The following is an 18829-nucleotide window of genomic DNA, read 5'->3' as shown; positions in this document are numbered from 1 at the left end:
CGAATCGCGCCGAGCTGTGGGGGGCTGGCGCGACGCCCGAGCGATGAGCGGGCCGTGTCCGCGGCGAGCGGCGGGCCGGCCGCGGAATTGCAGGGTACCGACCTGCTCGCGCGGCATTGGTCGGCGGTCTGCTCGCTTGCTTGCTACCCGGCTCTACTGGACCGGACGAGCCGACCACGCTGATGTGTGCGCTGCGCTGGGGTTGCCGGATCGGGCGCACGCGGCGGTGTAGTCAGCGCGAGGCTGTGTGTCGGGCGAGTCTGCCGCCGAATGGTGAAGGCACGCAACCGACGAAACCCCGCAAAGACAGGGCGGCGGTCACAACGGTCGGCGACTCGACGGGTCCATGACCGCGGCGGTGACGGTCGTCCAGTCGAGCGCGAGGCGTCGGCAAAGTCAGAGGAGCGCACCGAGTGCTTACAACCCGGGAATCATCCCCGGGTAGAGGAAGACGTTCGGCGCGGGTGTGCTGGTAACAATCGGGCCGAACGCGCCCATATTGAACACTTTCTGCAGCTTGTGCGGGGCGCCGGTCGGGTCCGCCTGCCAGCAGTCGGTGTCGACGACGTAGCCAGTGCATATGACCGTGGTGGATCGGCCGTACGGCGAGATCACCCGCGTGATGTTGATGGACGGGTTCCAGAAGTTGGGCTGATCCGGTGTCAGCATGTACCCCGTCGCATCGATGGGCCGGACCGGCGAGCCGGGACCTGGGTCCACCGGCCACGAGTCGGCGTGGGCCGTTCCGACACCGAAGATCAGGCCGGCAGCCAGGACTGCGATCACGGCAGCAATACGACGCATTGGATTAATTCGCCGCATTGGATTCTCCTTCGGCGGGGTGGTGGTTAGCCGGGTTTTTGAATCCGGCACTCTATTTGTCGGGAATGGGTCAGCATGCGTTTAGCCCATGGGCCCGTGACCTGGGTGTGATTGCCCTCTCACGCAGACGATGAATCGTTGCTTCTGGTGATGCTCGGACTGTTTTCAGCGCCGGTCGGTCCCGAGGGATCGAGGCTGACCCAAGGCCCGTGCTGCCTCCACGATGAGGCACGTTCGTTAGCAGAGGTAACCGGCGGTAACAGCGCCTGCCCGCGAACTATCCCACCCCTGATTCTGTGGTGTCAGTTGTGGCACGGGTTATTGGCTCCGCCGCCACCGGCTCCGGCTGGGGGGCCAACTGGGGCGCCGCCACGGATTGGGCCGTCGACGGGTGTTGCGGTCCCGATTGGGTACACGAAGTGGCCCGGTCCGCCGCCCGGTTGCCCCCCGCCCACGATGGCGGGGAAGTTCCATGGCAGCTTGATCAGTTTGTGCGCGTTGCAGGCTAGATCGGCCTGCCAGCATTCGTTCAGGACGCCGTGGAATCCGTTGCACAGAATCAGGGTCCTGTTGCCGTACGGCGAGGTCAGTCGGTTTTGGTTGACCAGCGGATTCCAGTAGGCCGGATCGCTCGGCGTCAGGAAGTTCGTCGTCGGGACCGGGGTCGAGTACGACGGGTAGTCCGGAATGGGTGGCCACTCGTCGGCATGTGCCACCGCGGTCCCGGTGAGCACCATGCCCAGCGCGGCCGTGCCGAGCATCGCGCTTCGCGCCAGGCGTGAGATCGTTGTACGCATTGCCCACCTCCCCTGTCGGACATCCTTTTTGGAGAGGGTAGATCGGTCCGGGGGAAGTTGGAGCCATATTGCACGGGCCGGATTTGCGACGGCCGCCGCGACTCGCCGCCTGCGAAACCCTCAAGTGCGCTTTAGGTCCGAGGCGCAATCGATGACATGGCGCGGCCGGACGTGCCACCCACACCACTGTCGTTTCAGCGTTGTCAGCGATCGGAATGCCTGGCTCTGCCGAGGCCGCGGGTTACGGTCTGGCGGTGAATCTCGTTGACCGGTGCGGCCCGACCGTTGCCGCCCTGATCGGTGGTGTGCTCGCTGCCTTCGCGCTCCGCGAATCGGAGGTACTCGACCACACCATCGCCGCCAAGGACGGTCTGAGCGGGGTGCTGGTCACTCCGCAGTGGTCCGGAACCGTCGCAGCAGTCGTTGCCGTTGCCGTGCTGGCGGTGCTGCTGCGGTTGCGTTCCGGGATCGGCGCAGCCGCAACCGCCCTCATGGGCGCCGCAGCGATCGGCCTCCCCGCTGTTGTGGCGGTGTCGACCGAACCGGGCTTGACCCTGAACGCGGTGGGGGCCGGCCTGATACTCGGTGCGGCGGCATATCCGACTGCCGGGCGACGGGCACCGCTGATTGCGCTGGCTCTCGGTGTGCTGGCGGCGACAACGTTCTTCGCCGGGGCCCGCTTGTGGAGGGTTCCGGCGCAACGATGGTCGGTCGCCCTGCCCGGCGATCCGTTCTACGTTCCGGCGACCGTGCCGCTGCCCATCCTGGCTGTCGCCGTGATCGTTCTCGGCGGAGTTGCACTCACCACCCGTCCCGACGAGCGTGCTGCCGAGGTTCGGCCGGCGATCGTCGGTGGTGCTCTGCCGGTGGTGTTCCTGTTGCTCTACACCGTGCTGGGAACGACCGAGTCCGGCCCGGTGTCGTGGACGGTCGCGGTTGGGATCGCCGTCGCGGCGACCCTTGCCGGGGCATGGTTACTGCCCGCCCCTGGGGGGCGCGTGCTGCTGGTGGGGTTGGCCGCGGCCGCTGCAACGGTCGGCCAAGTGCACTACGCATCGGGCGCCTGGTGGTGGGTCCTGGCAGGTCTCATCGCGTTGGTCGCCGGGGTGACGCTCGGGCGGCGGTATCCGATGTCCACGGTGGGGATGGTTCTCCTCGTCCTGGTCACGGCCACCGGACTGCTTCCGGACAGTGGCATCTTCGACCTCTTGACGATCACGGCCTACACCCTGGTGTTGCCCGGTGCGCTGGGGTTGTCCGTCGCCTCCGTCCTGTCGACCACTCCTCCGGACGCACCGGTGGTGGTCAGCGCCGCGATGTTGCCGTTGACCATGACGTTCTTCGCCGTCTCCGCGCCACTGGCCGTCAACGACTACGGCTGGTCGAACGGCTACCGGAGCTCCGAATCGGGACCGGCGGTCGCCGTCGACTCGCCGCTGCCCCTTGGTGTCGTCGTCGCGACCATCACCGCCACCCTCGCCACGCTCGCCTTTGCCCGGCGCTCGGACCCCGATCGCGTCGGTGTGCTCGTCCAACGCGGAGGCCGATAACCTCCGCATGAGGACCAGGGTTGTCCGGCGGTCGGTGTCGTGGCTCCGATAGGCCACAGGCACACCCTGGTGCACTCGCGTCGTTGCCATAGGCTTGTCCCATCCCTGCACATCGTGGGTCATCGAGAGCTCCTTTCGGCCGGACCGAACAAGAAGGCATCGAGGCCTCGACCGCCGGGACAATGGTCAAATGCCGGTGTTCTCAAGCATCCGGATCGTCCTTGGCCGCTACCGCTTCTTCGAGCTCCGCGATGCGGCATCTCAGGCGGTCGAGTGTCCCACCTATGTTGACGATGAGTTCGGCGTTGCTCTCCTGCATAGGGGCAACGCCCATCAGGTCGTACAGTTCGCGCCACAACCGGTTGAAGGATGCGCGTTCACCCGCGAGTTTCGCCTCGACCATCAGCAGTTGCACTCCGGCAGGGACCTGCCGTTTCACCTCGTACCCGTGGGGCGGGGGTTCCTGACCTTGCCACGGCGACCACTTCGACCGCAGGTCCACTTCACCTGTCTTGGCGAGGCGCTCCAGGAGTTCGCGGCACGCTGTGGGTGAGGCGAAGACGGTGTCGAGGCATCGGTGGTAGTCCGGGGGCTGCATTTGCTTGTGTTCGGTCATCGGTGATCGCTCCCGTGTACTCCGTCCAAAGACGAAGAGGCAGAGTTTACAGCGGATCCGACGTTTATGGGAGTCCGATCATGCGGCAAAGCCCTCACCGCGCTTCGATGTAGAGTTGCCCGTCGTCGACCGATTGGTCGAACGCCAATTCTCCGAACTCATCCCGGGCCGCGATGTACTCGGCGAACTCGCGGATTGTTACCAGTCTGCTACACGACGTTCGCAACAGGTTTGGGCGCCTCCCGGCCTGCAGCGTGTCGGGCTACCCGGCCAGCACCGACGGAGGTCTGCAGGACGAGCGCTTGTCTCGTCGGTTGGAGCGGACCTCGTGGCGGTTGTGGCCTTGTTTCGATCTGCGTCAGCGGTCGGTCACGGTGTCGCCGGGTCATCGGACAAGTTGAGTGGTTGGAGGGTTCCGTCGGGGTGTACGACGCGGATGCCGTGGTGGTCGGTGATCCAGATGCTGCCGTCGCCGGTGGTGGTGACACCGGGTTGGGAGTCGTTCACCGCTATAACCGTCGTCGGCTCCAGGGTGACCGGGTCGAGAAGCGCGAGCAGCCATTTGCCCGCATCTCGGGGTGGCAGATCGGCGGGACCGCGCACCGGCCACCAGCCGCCGGTGCCGTCCGGGCGATGCATCGTCAGCCAGATCCGGTGACCGGCCTGCCCGCCGCTCGGAAGGACTGGGCGGGGGAACGTGTGTACCAGCGCTGCTGTCGAATCGTCGCCCACCCCAAAGATCGATCGGCGGGTGAGGAGCAGCAGCGGATCGTCAAGCGCGAACACGGGATACGCGTGGCGTTCCTCGATCCAGAAGCCCGACCCGACGCTCACCTGGCCATCGAGAGTCACAGTGGCGATCCGGAACTCCACCGTGCCCTCGTTGGGCTCCCGGATCCGGAGTAGCACAGCGAATCCGGTGGCCGTGGCAATGAGCGACTGGACCGCTCCGTCCGGCAGGTCGACCGGCACCGTCGGTGCGTCGGGGCGCAGAATCCGGGCCGGCCGCTCGGTCAGTTCCACCGGTATCACCTGGGCGGCCTGCGCGTCGACCTGCAGGCCGGGGAGGGTGCGGTCCACGGCAAGCAGGATGTCGCCGTGGGAAACGGCCCGCCACGCCGCCCGATCGTCACTGCGCCGCGATTCGACGCTCCCGTCCGGGCGCAGCACGCAACGAAAGACACCGTCGATACCGGTGATCCAGCAGCCGCCCGAGTCGGCGAACACGCGGCGCCACGGACCGGTAGCCAACGCAGGTGCGGGAAACACGTGCTCGCTGACCACCGGCGCATGCGCAGCCTCGCGGACACGTGCCAGCACCGGGAGTTCCCGGTCCAGAATCCACAGATCGGTCCCGAATCCGCTGACGGCGCCGGGCCATATCCGGGGCCGCAGCGCGGCGGGCGGTACGTCGTCGAGATCGAGTTCGACGAGCACCCCGATATGCCGATCGACCACATCACCGTCGCCGAGATCGGTGGTCTTTTCGAACCACCTTGGGGCCGTGTCGATATCGGTGTAGCGGCGGGTTCCCGGAACAGCTTTCCAGCCGCCGCGGGCGTCGTCGACCCGACGGATCGTGGTGGTGATCAACCGCACCCGGGTGATCCGTCCGCGGACCGCGTGCGCACGGGAGTTGCAGTCGACAGACAGGGTCCCGGTGACCTCGACCTGACCGATTACCGGCCGCTCCGTGTGCCAGATCGCGCTCCAGCCGTCCCCTCGCAGGATGATGGTCCAATCGGGACGACCGTCGCGGCCGACCGTGGGAGACCGATCGATCAGCGGATCGGCGACCGCCCACAGCGCGCTCGCCTCGGGATGATCGCGATCCGGGGTGGCGCCCTGCTGAAACACCAGCCACGTCGACAACACCGCACCGACAGCCGGCGGATCGAGTCCGCCGTCTTCGATGGTCCACCCGTCCACCACCACCCAACCTCGACGACGACCGTGGCGGCGTCCTGGCCGATTGCTATTGAAGGCGACACCCACCGATGCCAGCGCTGTCGTCCGCTAGTCTCGCTGAAACGCCGCGGGATGGTTCGTAGCATGGTGACGTAATCGAGAACCACCTCTTGAGGTCCACACACTCGAACTTGGCCGTACCGCACAATGGCCGCGCTGCGCCGCGACTTATCCAATCAGGCTGGAACTTTCGCGAATGTCGTTTTCGAGAGGGAGAACGAGGTGGTGATCTCGATGCCGACCAGTCCGACTCCGTCGAATGACAATCCCGCCTCAACAGTGAAGGCGACCGATAACCCCAACGCCACGGTCGTTCCGGGAAAGATGCGTTCGGATCGCGAACAGATCCCGGGAGGGTTTTCCAAGCTCGATGCCGATAAGGCCGAGACTATGGAAGCCGCCGGAGCGGGCAATGGCGCGGCCGGGGTGTTTGTGACGCCGGGATGCCAGGTCTATTGGCCGGCGCCATATGAGGTCTGTGGGGCGATCAAGGACAAGTACAACTCCCTCGGGGGCCCAAACAGCTTTCTGCTCTGGCCCACCACCAACGAGTTGACCAACCCCGACAACGTGGGCAAGCGGTCGGTGTTCCAGAACGGCCCGATCTACTGGGCGCCGCGGTCCGGGGCGCACCCTGTGGTCAACCACTTCTTCGCTGCCTGGCAGCGCAATGGGTGGGAGGCCGGCTGGTTGGGCTACCCCACCACCGACGAGATCCCCGCGGCCGAAGGCGGACGCCGCCAGGAGTTCAACCATGGTGCTATCTACTGGCACTTCAACGAGGCCTACGCCGTTGGTGGGGCGATCCGCGACAAGTGGAACCAGCACGGAGCCGAAGGCGGGCATCTGGGCTATCCGTCCTCCGACGAACTGCCGCTGGCCAAGTACAACGGCCGGTTCAACAACTTCGACGGCGGCGCCATCTACTGGTCCACCGTCACCGATGCGCACTCGGTCGATCTGGTCATCGCTACTGTGTGGCGGTCCCGCGGCTCCGAAGCTGGCCAACACGGCTACCCGGTCACCGACACTTACGCAGAACCGGGCGGCCAAGGCTGGCTGGCCCAGGACTTCGAGGTTGACCGCATCGCCTTTTACCGGCCGTTCTGACCACCCACGCCACCTCCCAGGAGCACGCGATGATCCCCCCGCCTACGCACCACCGCCCTGACAGCGGTCGCGATCACCGAACTTGCCGCCGCAGCCTTCAGTCCGGCCGCCAATGCCGAACCGAGTGTCACTCCTAAGGAACCGCCGCCGGCCACAGCTTGCACCGACTACGCCCGAAAGAATGCTCCGCAGGGCTACAACTGTCTCTGCATCGGCAACCTGGCCACCTTTACCGAAGACGTAGGCCGCGACAAAAAACGAGGGCCACGCCGCCCTGCCCTACCCGTCGTCACCGACACGCTACTTCTGGGACATCCACGACATCTTCGCCGCCGCCGAGGGCCACGGGTGGCTCAGTGTGGTCGGGTCCGCGCAGTCCGACCGCGCCACCTGCGACACCGGGCTGTGGAAGTTCATCGCCGGCGACACCGATATCTGACACGACACGGCGTGGCGCAGCGGAGACGGCTTCGCAACTCAGGCCTGGAACAATCAGTCTGTCAGTCGGGCTTCTGGCTCTTGAAATACGCGCTCCCGGACGGGTCGATGCCGCGCGGCGGCACCTCACGCAATACGTTCAGGATCCTGCGCCAACGGCTCCGTTCAGCAGTCAATGCGGTCTCGGCCCCTTGTCGGATCGCGATCGCAACCTCCGTCCCCCCATCGGGATTCGGGTCGCTCACCCGGAACCGCTCAATTTGTGTCCGGCCCTGCTCGATCTCGCCCTCGATCGCGGCCAACACTCCCTCGGCCGCGTCGATCAAGTCCCGCGTGATCGGCAGCGCGGCCGCGAACCTCTCACCAGCTGCCTGTAAGTCCTTGCCCTGTCCCAACACGCCCACATTGTGCGAGCGAACGCCTTCGTTGGCAATCCGTTCCGAGGACCGACTCAGTCGCCGATGTAGCCGGTCTCCGGGTTGATCAGGTCGAGAAAGTTGCGGATCGCGCTCCGATGGTTGTCCACCGATTGCGGTGGAATCACCGCATTCGGATCGCCGGCCACCCGCACCGAACTTGAGAAGCCATACGGATTCGGGCCGGTTTCCCACTCGTAGTCATAGACATTGTCCTCGTCGGGCCGGATCGTCACCATGAACGTTTCACCGTCGACTGTCAACCGAAACGGTCCATCCGCAGCAACCGGGCAAGCGTCACCCGGCAGCTCGTCGCCATCGATACCCATGTCCCCACCCATAACCCTTTCCGCGGCCGGCGTCCACAGGGGGTGTAGCACATCCGGCCACTGCACCTCCCAGTCGACCGTCTGGTCAGCCCTGGTTCTTGGCGGTTCGGGCGGCCAATTGTGTGTCCTCCCAGCACCAAGGCACCCACGTTCTCAAGGCGCGGACAACGCTTGTCGGTTGGCAGCGTGCCGGTGCGGGCCGCGGTCCGTGGCTACCCGTCAAGCGGGTCAACGGAAGACTCCCGGACTCGGCGTCATATCCCGAACTCTCCACCTGATCGATTCGGAAGACGCCCCATAGCCGGGACTGGTCGGTGATCTTCACGCACCGGCGAAACGGTATCGGTCTACGACCGCGGTGGGAGGTTCTCCATGGCGGCAGATGTAAGCATCGGCGATCTCGGTGACATCGAGCTCTGTTCGCCCGACACGCACGACGGGGTGTCCATTCGGCCACACGCACCAGCGTGCTCCCTCGACGTTCGCGACCAGTACCTGCCCGAACAGCAGGGCAACCTCGCCGCCCAACATGTGGCTCAGCTCCTCGTCGTCCAGTGCTTCCTCAAGTCGGCGCTCGACGGCCACCAACGCCTCACGCGTGTTGCCGCAGGGCTCACCTCGGTCTGCCAGCCACTGTGAAAGTTCGTCAGGTTGCAGCGGGCCGAGGCCGCGTCGATCTCGCCATGCGCGCCCGGTCCGTACAGAACCAACCCACGAGCGATGCCGTAGCGGGGACCGACTCGCAAGAGGTGTTGGACGAAACGCGGTAGTCGGGAGCTGACCGCAGTGGGCAGCATCATGTCCAGAGTCTCCGCCCACACCTCACTCCGTGATCGCTTCACGCCTGCCACGATATGGTCCTTGTGAACCGCCTGGCATCACGGTGCGCAGCCAGCCCGCAATCGAGTGTGGTGAAGCGGACCCGGGAGGGTCGACCAATCTGCCCAGTGTCAACGGCAGCCGAAAATTGGTCTGCCCATTTCCGTGACAGTGCAGCGCCGCAGAGCCGGACCGAGATCCGCCGGCGGCCTCACACGCGATCGCGGTGCCATGTCCATATGCACCAGGCGAGCCCCGCCGCCGATAGGACCGGCAGCAGTCGACTCATCCGATGCCAGATAGTGATCTGGTGGTATTGCTCGCTCGTCAGGAACTGCGTGGCAGGAGTACTCGGAGCGAACAGCTCCCACCACACTCCCCACACCGGTCACAGCCTGAGGCCACAGCGTGAAGGCACCGACCGACGCGGCGACCGCAAGGCAGGTGGCCGGCAACGCCACCCAGAACCAAGGAAATCCCGGTGTGCGTTTCTCGGTGTGCACGCCGAGGCAGGACCACACCTGCAACCAGCGCTGCAGCTCCGAGCGCGAAGATCACCAACCACACCACAATGCCGACCGTAGGGGTCTGGCGTGGCGGTTGGCGATGCGACACCGGGCGTAACGGCTGCGCGTCCGGAGACGACTGTCTGGCGAGTGAGCGAAATGTCCCCGGCGGGGCGTTGATCGCTGAGCCAATGGGCAGGGTTGGAGACCACGACGATGGGCAAACGCAGGTTGTCGCCCCTAGGCGCCTTGGTGCTGGTGGTAGCGATCGCTGCGGTGGTTGCGTTGGTTGTCGTTGTCGTGCAGGAGGTTCGGCGCCCGCCCGGGCCGGACTGCCTGCAGGTCGACCCAGCACTGGTCGCCGCTATTGCCTCGCGCCCGAGGGACGACCCGATCCGCCCAATCGCGGCGCGCGCGGTCCGCGATCGGTGGGTCAAGGGGCGAGCCTCGTTCACCTACGAGGACTACTACGTCATCGCTATGGGCTTCGTCGCCCCGGACGGATCGACCAACCAAGGAATATGGGTACTGGGCACTGACGCCGACGAGCCGGAACACGATGCCCCGCTGGCCGTTTCCGGACCGATCGACGGCATGAATAGCACGGTGGAGCCGGTGAATGATGCCGCCCGTCGATGGACGAACTGGCCGGGCCACGACATACCCCTCACCGGTCAGGATCGTTCCGTCCTCGACGTCGGTCAATGCCGATGACCAGGTGCTGCACCGCCCCGACGACAGGGCCGCAGAAGGAAACGCGATGAACGCGGCAGCGCCGTCTCCACCCCGCTGGTGGCGGGTCTCGATGGGCGTCGCCCTCACCGTTCTCGTGTCGGTCGCCTGCGGGGTCGTGCTGTGGGCCTCCGCGGCCCCGGTGGTGGACTTCGTGTACATCGTGCTCGCGGGGTGGGCATTGCTGTTCCTCGGTATCGCGTGGCTGGTCCTCGCATTGATCGGATTGCTTCGTTACCGCGCCTACCGGGCGAGCCTGATCGCCCCGGTGCTGGTGCTGACCACGGCGGCGTTGGTGGTGTTTTCCGTCCCCTCGTGGATCGGGTTCCAGGTTTCGAAAGGCGGCCTCGCGGACGCCGCCGCCGAGTGCCGCGACTCCGTCGAGAAAGTGCGGATCGGCGTGTACGAAGTGTCGAGGATCGCGCACCGGGAGGAGGGCTGCCTGTTCTACACACAGGGTGGACTGATCGACTCCGTGGGCGTCGCATATCTGCCGGGCGGCGCGCCATACCTCGGTAGGCCTCGCCACGACGGCGAGATCGGATACAGCCATCTCGATGGCGACTGGTACCGCTTCGTCGAGGCGTTCTGATCCACCCGGGACCCAGGGTGCCACCGCGAGAGCGACGTTGTGGCCGTGTCGCTTCTCGCTCACCCCGTGTTAGAGGCGAATGATCATGCGGTTCAGTTCTTCTGGCGGTGGGATGGTCAGGACACGCTGCTCCCGGGCCAGGCCGATGCCAGGAGTATTCGAGTGTGAGTGAGGTGCCGCCCCCTCCAGTCGTGCCCGCCCCGGGTACGCCTACACCGCAACAGTTGAGCGCGCTGTACAACGCCGCACGCGATTTCGACATTCGCGTCGAGGACCGTGCCCACCTGTTCCAAGGTGATCCCGCACAGAACGAGCAACTTGCGCAACGCTTTGCCGGCGGCAGTCAGGACGTGTTCCGGATCGAATTCACCGGCGCCACCGACAACCGGGACGGAACCGTCACAGCCTCAGGCAATGTCTCGTACCCGAAGCTGTCCGAACCGCAGTCCACGAGTGGGGTGCCATTCGTCGCCGATAACGGTGTCTGGAAGATACAGCGCGACTTCGCCGACTTCTCACCGCGCCACCCCCGCGATACCCCGAGGGTGGGTCACGATGGGGACTGTCCGATAAACGGTGGATCGATCCCGCACCAGGCTCGTCCCTGTGCGTGGCCCGTCCGAGCGGGTTCCCGTACCGGCTCTTGCGCTGGCTTGGGTGCGGGGCTTGGCTCCTGCACCGGCTTGCGTATCGGCGTTGCTGGCACCCGTATGACTCGGCGCCGCGGTATCCCGATGTCACCCATTGGAGTTCCTCGTCTCTGGTGATGGATAGAGTCCGATCATCACGTCTCGGTCGAAGAACCGGCGTGTGCCTGGGGCACTGGCCGCACACGCTGCGACCAGTTCGGGGGCGTCCTCTGCGCACCACCACGCCACGATCTGCGCCGCGTTGGCCTTCACCCCGTTGGAACCCTCGATGGTCAGGCCGTCCATCCGGACGACCGCGACGATGCGGCGGGCGAAGTCCAGGTACTGGTTGAGCAGTTCCTCGACTGTCCAGAAGGCGTAGACGCCGCACGTGCAGTCGCCTGAGGGCACCTCATGGTCGGCGTCCTCGGGGCGGGCCAGGCAGATCGCCTCGCACTTGCCGTCCTCCCAGTGACTGCCGCGCTTCACGATGGAGGTCAGCCTGCCGTCTACGGCCTTGAACGTGCGTAGTGCGTAGGCGTCACCGACCTCGATCTCGGTGGGCAGTTCACTCATCGTCGTCCTCCACCGTTGTCACCGTTGTCACCGTTGTCACCGCTTGGCGGCGGGTAGCGAAGCCAGGCATCGGCGAAGGAGTATCGCTGGTATCCCTTGAAGGTCTTCGTGCCGTCACGGAAGGAAACGGGACCGACTCCGTAGCCCTTGAGGATTTTCGCCATCTTGATTCCGGCGCGTTGTGCTGGGAGTTTCGACCAACCGAACTCTCCGGTGTCGTCCAGCTCCTTCACCAGTTGTCGACTGGAAATGTGGCCGATTCTGAGGCGGTCGAAGATCGCCTGGATTTCCCACAGCAGCTGCATGCCCTCGCTCGGCATAGCGTTCACTCCAGCAGCGGTGACAGCGGTGACAGCGGTGACACGCGCCGGCTCGGGCCAGTGCCCACCGGCCAGTTCGGCCACCGCCAGCAGCGGCTCCCACACGTCGGCGTCACGGTCCTCGATGCCCTTGGGCAGCACCGGGCGATCCAGCCCCACGAATTCGATGGCGTGGCTGTGGACGAGCTCGGCCCAGCACTGCAACAGCCAGCGCAACGGCTCGGCCTCGGCGGCACTGGTGTGGCGATTCCACCGCTCGATATTGTCTTCCGGTCGGCGGCGTTGCATCGGGATGGCGATACTGCGGGTGCGGATGGTGGCCGGCACATCGTCAACGGCCATCTTCCCAGCCAACGCCACCGGGCTGTAAACCTGGAATCGCTTGGTCTTCTGGCCCATCTTGCGTGCAACCGTCTCGCTGCGGTCGTGACCGGCGTTGATCAGGCGGCGCATGTCCTCGTTGCGGATTTTGCCTTCCTCGGCTGTGCCGAAGACGGTGTCGAACTCATCGAACAGAACTGTCGGCCGACCACCCTTGAGCTCCAGCGCCTCGTCTATCGAGTGATACAGCGCAGCCGGTGTCAGGTCCGCGACGTGATCCGGCCGTGGCACAAGATGTTTGGTGACCGTCAGAGCACGGGTCTTGCCACAGCCCGCCTCCGGTGAGGTGAACAGCAGCCGCGGCGTGTGCTCCCAGCAGTCCATCAGCCAGGTGTGTGCGCACCACAGCACCAGCGTGTGACGGGCCTGCTCGCTGGGGAGGGCGAGGAACCGGGCGACGAAGGCGTCGATGACATCGAGCACGTCCGAACCGATATTGGGAGCGTCCACATGGGTCGCTCCTGCCCGGATCAGATACTCGATCTCACGCGCCAGGCTGTCGCACACTGGCATCGCGTCAGCGTTCACGGCGACCTGTACTCCTTGCATTGGCAACCCTCGGGTGTGCCGGCGCCATTGTCGATCCTCGCCAGGTGCTCGGCGAAGCCGATCTCGACACGGTCGGCCCAGCGCCAGGCCCGCAAGCAGAGCCGGTCTGCTTGTCAGGGCGGGTCTCGTCATGTCGCGGACTCAACGGAAACGCCTTCCTGTGATGCAGAATCTCTGATGGGCAGGCCCAGGTCCTGTGGCCATGCAGGGGTTCACCGGCTCGGCATGGACGCCATCGGGTCGCGTGTTGTCGTAGTGGTTCGATAGGCCGAGGTTCTCCAGCACGTCAATGTCCTGGCTGGACATGTGGGGCCAACCGTCGCCGTTCATGTCGCGTCACCCCCTCCTGATGCTCCGCTGAGCCGATCCATATACGCCTCAAGTGATTCCGACGTGACGAATCCACGCCGGCCAATGTTGACTTTGACGATTTCGCTGCGCTTGATCAGCTCGTAGACGGTCGTGTGTCCGATGTCGCCGAGTAGGTGGCGCGCTTCGGGAATCGACACCAGCCGCTTGACTCCGGTCTCCATATCCGACCTACCTCTGTTTGTTCGTCTCCGCTGGTACATCGGCGGACATTGACAGAATGCAGAGATAAGAACAGAGTTACAACGTTCCGGATGCGTACTTTTCGGGAGGTTTAGGAATGGCTGCCAAGCTCGTGATGGGACCGATCACAACCGGGTACCAGGCCGATGGGCACACGGTCGAAATTGCTCAGTCGGGCGATCGGAAGACACTTAAGCATGTGTCGGACGGGTCTGAGGTAATCGAGGGCGTCGCGGTGCCGACGTGGATCGAATACACCACGACCGGCGGCGCCGACCCGGACATGCGCATGCGGGTCGAACTCCGGGACGGCTCGCCCGAGATCGTTGAACTGGCCTGGACGTCAAAGCCTCAACAGAGCGTGATTCGTCAGAAGCACTTGCGCCGGGTCGATCTGGCTGACCTGATCAACAACCTGGTCGTGAGCACCATACGTAACCCACTCTTCCCTCGGGATGCCGAGAACCGCCCGGACCCTTTCGACTTCGGAACAGATGGCGAAAATTTTGAGGAGTCCAAGCGGATGGCCCAGAAATTCGTGGAGCGGCAGCGGCTCCCACGCGAGCGTCGGGTAATGACCCCTGAATTTCTGCGATCGGTTGCCGAGGTCTATCGGATGAACATCGATGGCGCGCCCACGAAGGCAGTCGCGAAGGTGTTCAACGTGAAGGACCGGATGGCCTCGACGTACGTCGACCGCGCGCGACAGGCGGGATTCCTGCCACCGACCAAGCAGGGCCAGAAGAAGGCGTAGGAGGGGCGAACTTGGCGAACGCGAACGGCGAGGGCAGCATCTACAAGCGGATGCGCGACGGGCGGCAGACCGGGTACGTCGGGGCTGTCAGCTACACCGACGTTACAGGCCAGCCCAAGCGACACACGGTGTACGGCAAGACCCGCACCGACGTGCGCGAAAAGATGAGGCAGGTCCGCGAACGGCTGGACAACGGCACCACGGTCAAGGACTCCAAGCGCACACTTGCAGATTGGCTCGCCCACTGGCGGGCCAATACGCTGGCCGCGTCCGATCGCAAGGAATCAACGAAAGAGCTGTACGCGAACCTGTGCCGTCGCCACCTAGAGCCAGCACCGTTCGGGACGATCAGACTCAACAATCTGAAGCCGAGCGACGTCGAGGGTTTGGTGCTGGCGATGCGCGCGAAGACCAAGCCGGCCGCGACGGACGGGGTCGAACCCATTCGGGCGCTATCGGACGCGACGATCAGGCAGGTCTACACCGTCCTGCGGGCGGGCCTCGACGGTGCAGTGCGTGATGGCCTGCTGGCGAAGAACCCCGCCGCGGCGGTCAAGCGCCCGGGTGTCGCCCGCAAGGAAGCCAAGCACGCCAGTGCAGTCGACGTATCCAAGCTGTTGATGTGCGCCGACGGGCTGCGGTATCGCAACGCGATGGTGCTGATCGCGTTGTCGGGTATGCGACGCGGTGAGGCGCTCGCCCTGTACTGGTCGGACGTCGACCTTGACGCCGGAGTGGTTGCAGTGCGCGGCACCCTTGGCCGGGTCGGCGGCAAGCTGATCATCACGGAGCCGAAGACGGAACGGTCACGGCGGTCGGTGCCGTTGCCTGCTCCCGCGGTGGCCATGCTGCGGTCACACCGCGTCAACCAGGACGCCGAACGGCTTGCGGCGGGCGACCAGTGGCAGGAAAGCGGTCTGGTGTTCGCCACCGAGTTCGGCACGCCGGTAGACCCGCGCAACGTCCTGCGCACGGTCCAGATCGCAGCCCGGAAGGCAGGCATGTCAGACATCGGTGTGCACACCTTGCGACACAGCGCGGCCGTGGCATGGCTGGAGTCCAGCGTGCACATAAAAGCGGTGGCCGACTTGCTCGGACACTCGTCGATCGCCATCACCGGCGACATCTACGGGCACACCAGCGACGACGTCGCAAGGGCTGCCGTCGATGCCTTGGCTGATCACCTCGGCATTCTGGACTTCTGACGAACCGTTGCTATCCGCGTTGCTATCCACACCCCCGGGGGCATAAAAAACCGGCTTCGGATTTCTCCAAAACCGGCCTTGAACTGCAGATTTATTGGTCGGGCTGACAGGATTTGAACCTGCGACCACTTGACCCCCAGTCAAGTGCGCTACCAAACTGCGCCACAGCCCGTCCACGCCATTTCTGGCGCTCGATGAGGTTACCCCAGGGGTACCTGCGTGTGCGAATCGGCTGGTCAGGGGCGTTTGGTCACAGTCGCTGCAACCTGCGCGACCGCGCGCGCTTCGCCGCTCACCGCGAACCAGATATCGACAATGTCGCCCGCCCGACGGGTCACCAGCTCGACCTTGTCTCCGCCCATCAGCGGCTTCGTGTATTCGATGATCACCCGGTACGGCACGGTAGTGATGTCACGATGCAGCGAGAGGGCTTCCTCGAGACCGCTGAGATACACCGAGTTGTTGACGTGGCCGAGTCGGTCGATGTCGGTGACCCGCAACGGGAAGTCCCCAGTCTGCACGTCGTCTTCCGCGGTCGCCGGAAGCGGATCGGTGAGCACCGCCTTCCAACGCAATCGGTGCTCATCCGTGGAAGCGAGCATGGGCCCAACGAACGCGTCGGTCATCCGCGCCGGCATGCCGGTTTCCTCGCTGAAATGGATGAGGAATGCCTCGGTTTCGACCAGTCCCCCGTTGCTGCCCTTGATCTGCACACGCATGTTGCACCAACGATTCGAGGTGGCATTACACCAGCGGCGCAGGGTCGCGCGCTCGCCGAATTCGACGGGCTTCAGGATGTCCATCACGGTGCGGCGCACCACCCACGCACGATGCAGTTCACCGTCCGGCATCACATCGAGGTGTTCGTACCCGATGTCCTGCAGGTACCGCGCTACTGCGTCGAGCAGGAGCCGCTGATCCGCGTCCGTGTCAGCCAGCCGGACCGGCCACCCGGTCTCGTAGAACTCCACATCAGTGGGTAACTCGGTCAGCACCGGGGGGATAACCATGACTCGATCGTGCCAGGCGGTGCCGCGACCGAGCGTCAACTTCGCGGATCGGCTACTTCCGCCGGTCCCGCTTCTCCCGCACCCGCACCGAGATCCGCACCGGGCTACCGTCGAAACCGAACTCCTCACGCAGCTTGCGCTCCAGGAACCGCCGGTAACCTGCTTCCAGGAAACCCGTTGTGAACAGCACGAACGTCGGCGGCCGGGTCGCCGCCTGGGTCGCGAACATCACCCTTGGCAGCCGCCCACCGCGAAGCGGCGGCGGGGTGGCCGCGACGATCTCTTTCAGCCAGGTGTTGAGCCGGCCCGTCGAGATCCGCTTGTCCCAGGATTCCAGCGAGGTCTCCAGCGCGGGCACCAGCTTCTGCACGGCCCGGCCGGTCTGCGCGGAAATGTTGACCCGTTGCGCCCACGGCACCCGCAACAGGTCCCGGTCGACCTCGCGCTCGAGCTGATGACGCCGGTCCTCGTCGACCAGATCCCACTTGTTGAACGCGATCACGAGTGCCCGTCCGGCATCGGCGATCATGCTCAGCACCCGCTGATCCTGCTCCGTGATCGGTTCCGAGGCATCGATCAACAGGATCGCGACCTCGGCCGCCTCGATCGCAGACTTGGTGCGCAGCGACGCGTAGAACTCTGCCCCGCTGGCGTGTGCAACCCGCTTGCGCAGACCGGCCGTATCGACGAAACGCCATGTCTTGCCGCCCAATTCAACGAGCGAATCGACCGGGTCGACGGTCGTGCCAGCCACGTCGTGGACAACCGACCGTTCGTCGCCGGAAAGCTTGTTGATCAAGCTGGACTTGCCGACATTCGGCTTGCCCACCAGCGCGACGCGACGGGGACCACCGACCGGGATCCCCTCGCGCGGAGTGCTCGGCAATGCCTCTAGAACGTCGTCGAGCAGGTCACCGGTTCCGCGGCCGTGCGTAGCGCTGACCATGCGCGGCTCGCCGAGTCCGAGCGACCACAATGCCGCCGCCTCCGACTCGACCCGCTCGTCGTCGACCTTGTTCGCCACGAGAATCACCGGAGTCTTGGACCGGCGCAACACCTTTGCCACCGCCTCGTCGGTCGAGGTGGCACCGACGACGGCATCGACCACGAGCACGATGGCGTCCGCCGTTTGCATCGCCAGCTCGGCCTGTCGCGCAACGGACTGCTGGAGTCCCTTCGCATCCGGCTCCCAGCCACCGGTGTCCTGCACCATGAAACGGCGCCCGGCCCAGTTCGCCTCGTAGGACACCCGGTCGCGCGTGACACCGGGAACGTCCTCGACGACGGCCTCTCGGCGGCCGATGATGCGGTTCACCAGTGTGGATTTCCCGACGTTGGGCCGACCGACGACAGCGAGCACCGGAACCGCAACGTGCGCTTCACCTTCGACATCGTCGGCGAATTCCGCTACGTCCCAATCGGATTCTTCGTTCCAGATGCCGTCAGCGGCGTAAGCCGACTGCGTTTCGTCAGTCACTTCACCGCTCCGGTTCGCTCGGTCACGATCCGGTCCAACGCGTCGATGACCTCGGTTATGCCGAGCTCACTGGTGTCGACCACCACAGCATCGTCGGCCTGACGCAGCGGCGAGGCCACCCGCGTCGAATCCAGCCGGTCGCGACGCTCGACATCCTCGAGCACGCCTTCGTAATCGTCGCCGCGGCCTTCGCGGATGTTCTGTTCGTTGCGCCGCGTCGCGCGCGCCTCGGCAGATGCGGTCAGGAAGATCTTCACGTCGGCGTCGGGGAACACCACGGTGCCGATGTCGCGGCCTTCGACCACGATCCGTCCGGCGTCCCTGGTCAGCTCACGTTGCAACGCAACCAGCAGCGTGCGGACGGCCGGCACCGCAGAAACCGCGGAGACCGCTCGGGTCACCTGGGTGCCGCGAATCTCGTCCGACACGTCCTCGTCGCCGAGCCGGATCAGCTCGGCCGACGGATCGGTGCCGATGGTCAGCGCGAGCACGGCCACTGCGTCGGCAATCGCCTCCGGATCGGTCAGATCGACACCGGCGCGCAGCGCCTGCAGTGTCGCGACACGGTACATCGCACCGGTGTCGAGATAGCGCGCGTCGATCCGCGTCGCGAGCATCCGCGAGACGCTCGACTTGCCGGTGCCCGAAGGCCCGTCCATGGCGACAATCAACGGGCGCGAG

The 18829-nt window shown here is 65.3% G+C and carries 18 protein-coding genes, 1 tRNA gene and 1 pseudogene; 6 read left to right on the top strand and 14 right to left on the bottom strand.

Going from position 1 to position 18829, the window contains the following annotated elements; all coding sequences use genetic code 11:
- Positions 1-417 precede the first annotated feature (417 nt).
- Positions 418-822: a hypothetical protein gene (locus tag OG921_RS12800; RefSeq protein WP_266112850.1), complete on the bottom strand. Its 405-nt coding sequence runs from the start codon at positions 820-822 to the stop codon at positions 418-420.
- Positions 823-1229: 407 nt separating this feature from the next.
- Positions 1230-1583 (bottom strand): annotated as a pseudogene (locus tag OG921_RS12795) (hypothetical protein); the annotation flags it as partial.
- 290 nt (positions 1584-1873) lie between these two features.
- Between OG921_RS12795 and OG921_RS12790 the strand changes: the two are divergent.
- Positions 1874-3169, top strand: coding sequence for a hypothetical protein (locus OG921_RS12790; RefSeq protein ID WP_266112849.1), 1296 nt, complete (start codon positions 1874-1876; stop codon positions 3167-3169).
- A 202-nt stretch (positions 3170-3371) separates the two neighbouring features.
- Here the strand turns inward: OG921_RS12790 and OG921_RS12785 are convergent, their stop codons facing one another.
- Both OG921_RS12785 and OG921_RS12780 read right to left on the bottom strand, forming a co-directional pair.
- Entirely contained in the window at positions 3372-3785 is a 414-nt protein-coding gene (locus OG921_RS12785) for a hypothetical protein (RefSeq protein WP_266112848.1), read from the bottom strand.
- Positions 3786-4154: 369 nt separating this feature from the next.
- Positions 4155-5717, bottom strand: a complete 1563-nt coding sequence (locus OG921_RS12780) for a DUF6578 domain-containing protein (protein ID WP_266112847.1) — start codon at positions 5715-5717, stop codon at positions 4155-4157.
- A gap of 183 nt (positions 5718-5900) precedes the next feature.
- Between OG921_RS12780 and OG921_RS12775 the strand changes: the two genes are divergently transcribed.
- Entirely contained in the window at positions 5901-6863 is a 963-nt protein-coding gene (locus tag OG921_RS12775; RefSeq protein ID WP_266112846.1) for an LGFP repeat-containing protein, read from the top strand.
- Between the two features lie 500 nt (positions 6864-7363).
- On the opposite strand, the gene OG921_RS12770 is transcribed toward OG921_RS12775, so the two are convergent.
- From OG921_RS12770 to OG921_RS26700, 3 genes are all read right to left on the bottom strand, one after another.
- Complete coding sequence (locus OG921_RS12770) at positions 7364-7699, bottom strand: hypothetical protein (protein ID WP_266112845.1); 336 nt, start codon at positions 7697-7699, stop codon at positions 7364-7366.
- 53 nt (positions 7700-7752) lie between these two features.
- A complete protein-coding gene (locus OG921_RS12765; RefSeq protein WP_266112844.1) occupies positions 7753-8046 on the bottom strand; it encodes a hypothetical protein in 294 nt (97 codons plus the stop codon).
- Positions 8047-8367: 321 nt separating this feature from the next.
- Positions 8368-8631, bottom strand: coding sequence for a DUF6278 family protein (locus OG921_RS26700; RefSeq protein WP_353962097.1), 264 nt, complete (start codon positions 8629-8631; stop codon positions 8368-8370).
- Between the two features lie 992 nt (positions 8632-9623).
- Here OG921_RS26700 and OG921_RS12755 point away from each other — a divergent pair.
- Complete coding sequence (locus OG921_RS12755; protein WP_266112842.1) at positions 9624-10085, top strand: hypothetical protein; 462 nt, start codon at positions 9624-9626, stop codon at positions 10083-10085.
- Positions 10086-10131: 46 nt separating this feature from the next.
- Positions 10132-10695, top strand: a complete 564-nt coding sequence (locus tag OG921_RS12750) for a hypothetical protein (RefSeq protein ID WP_266112841.1) — start codon at positions 10132-10134, stop codon at positions 10693-10695.
- 737 nt (positions 10696-11432) lie between these two features.
- Here OG921_RS12750 and OG921_RS12745 read toward each other — a convergent pair.
- From OG921_RS12745 to OG921_RS12735, 3 genes are all read right to left on the bottom strand, one after another.
- Entirely contained in the window at positions 11433-11900 is a 468-nt protein-coding gene (locus OG921_RS12745; protein WP_266112840.1) for a hypothetical protein, read from the bottom strand.
- Positions 11897-13129: a DUF3631 domain-containing protein gene (locus OG921_RS12740; RefSeq protein ID WP_266112839.1), complete on the bottom strand. Its 1233-nt coding sequence runs from the start codon at positions 13127-13129 to the stop codon at positions 11897-11899. The genes OG921_RS12745 and OG921_RS12740 overlap by 4 nt, the downstream gene beginning before the upstream one ends.
- 347 nt (positions 13130-13476) lie before the next feature.
- Positions 13477-13683, bottom strand: coding sequence for an AlpA family transcriptional regulator (locus OG921_RS12735; protein WP_266112838.1), 207 nt, complete (start codon positions 13681-13683; stop codon positions 13477-13479).
- A gap of 116 nt (positions 13684-13799) precedes the next feature.
- On the opposite strand from OG921_RS12735, the gene OG921_RS12730 reads away from it, so the two are divergent.
- Entirely contained in the window at positions 13800-14456 is a 657-nt protein-coding gene (locus tag OG921_RS12730; protein WP_266112837.1) for a hypothetical protein, read from the top strand.
- 11 nt (positions 14457-14467) lie between these two features.
- Positions 14468-15661, top strand: coding sequence for a tyrosine recombinase XerC (locus OG921_RS12725; RefSeq protein WP_266112836.1), 1194 nt, complete (start codon positions 14468-14470; stop codon positions 15659-15661).
- Positions 15662-15756: 95 nt separating this feature from the next.
- On the opposite strand, the gene OG921_RS12720 is transcribed toward OG921_RS12725, so the two are convergent.
- From OG921_RS12720 to cmk, 4 genes are all read right to left on the bottom strand, one after another.
- Positions 15757-15833: transfer RNA gene (locus OG921_RS12720), tRNA-Pro, on the bottom strand.
- A gap of 64 nt (positions 15834-15897) precedes the next feature.
- A complete protein-coding gene (locus tag OG921_RS12715; RefSeq protein ID WP_266112835.1) occupies positions 15898-16671 on the bottom strand; it encodes an acyl-[acyl-carrier-protein] thioesterase in 774 nt (257 codons plus the stop codon).
- A 52-nt stretch (positions 16672-16723) separates the two neighbouring features.
- Entirely contained in the window at positions 16724-18148 is a 1425-nt protein-coding gene (gene der, locus OG921_RS12710) for a ribosome biogenesis GTPase Der (protein ID WP_266112834.1), read from the bottom strand.
- A complete protein-coding gene (cmk, locus tag OG921_RS12705) occupies positions 18145-18807 on the bottom strand; it encodes a (d)CMP kinase (RefSeq protein WP_266113213.1) in 663 nt (220 codons plus the stop codon). Before cmk ends, der begins: the two co-directional genes overlap by 4 nt.
- Positions 18808-18829 lie beyond the last annotated feature (22 nt).

Source organism: Aldersonia sp. NBC_00410 (assembly GCF_026342035.1).
Lineage (GTDB): Bacteria > Actinomycetota > Actinomycetes > Mycobacteriales > Mycobacteriaceae > Aldersonia.
This window is presented reverse-complemented; position numbering and strand designations above follow the sequence as displayed.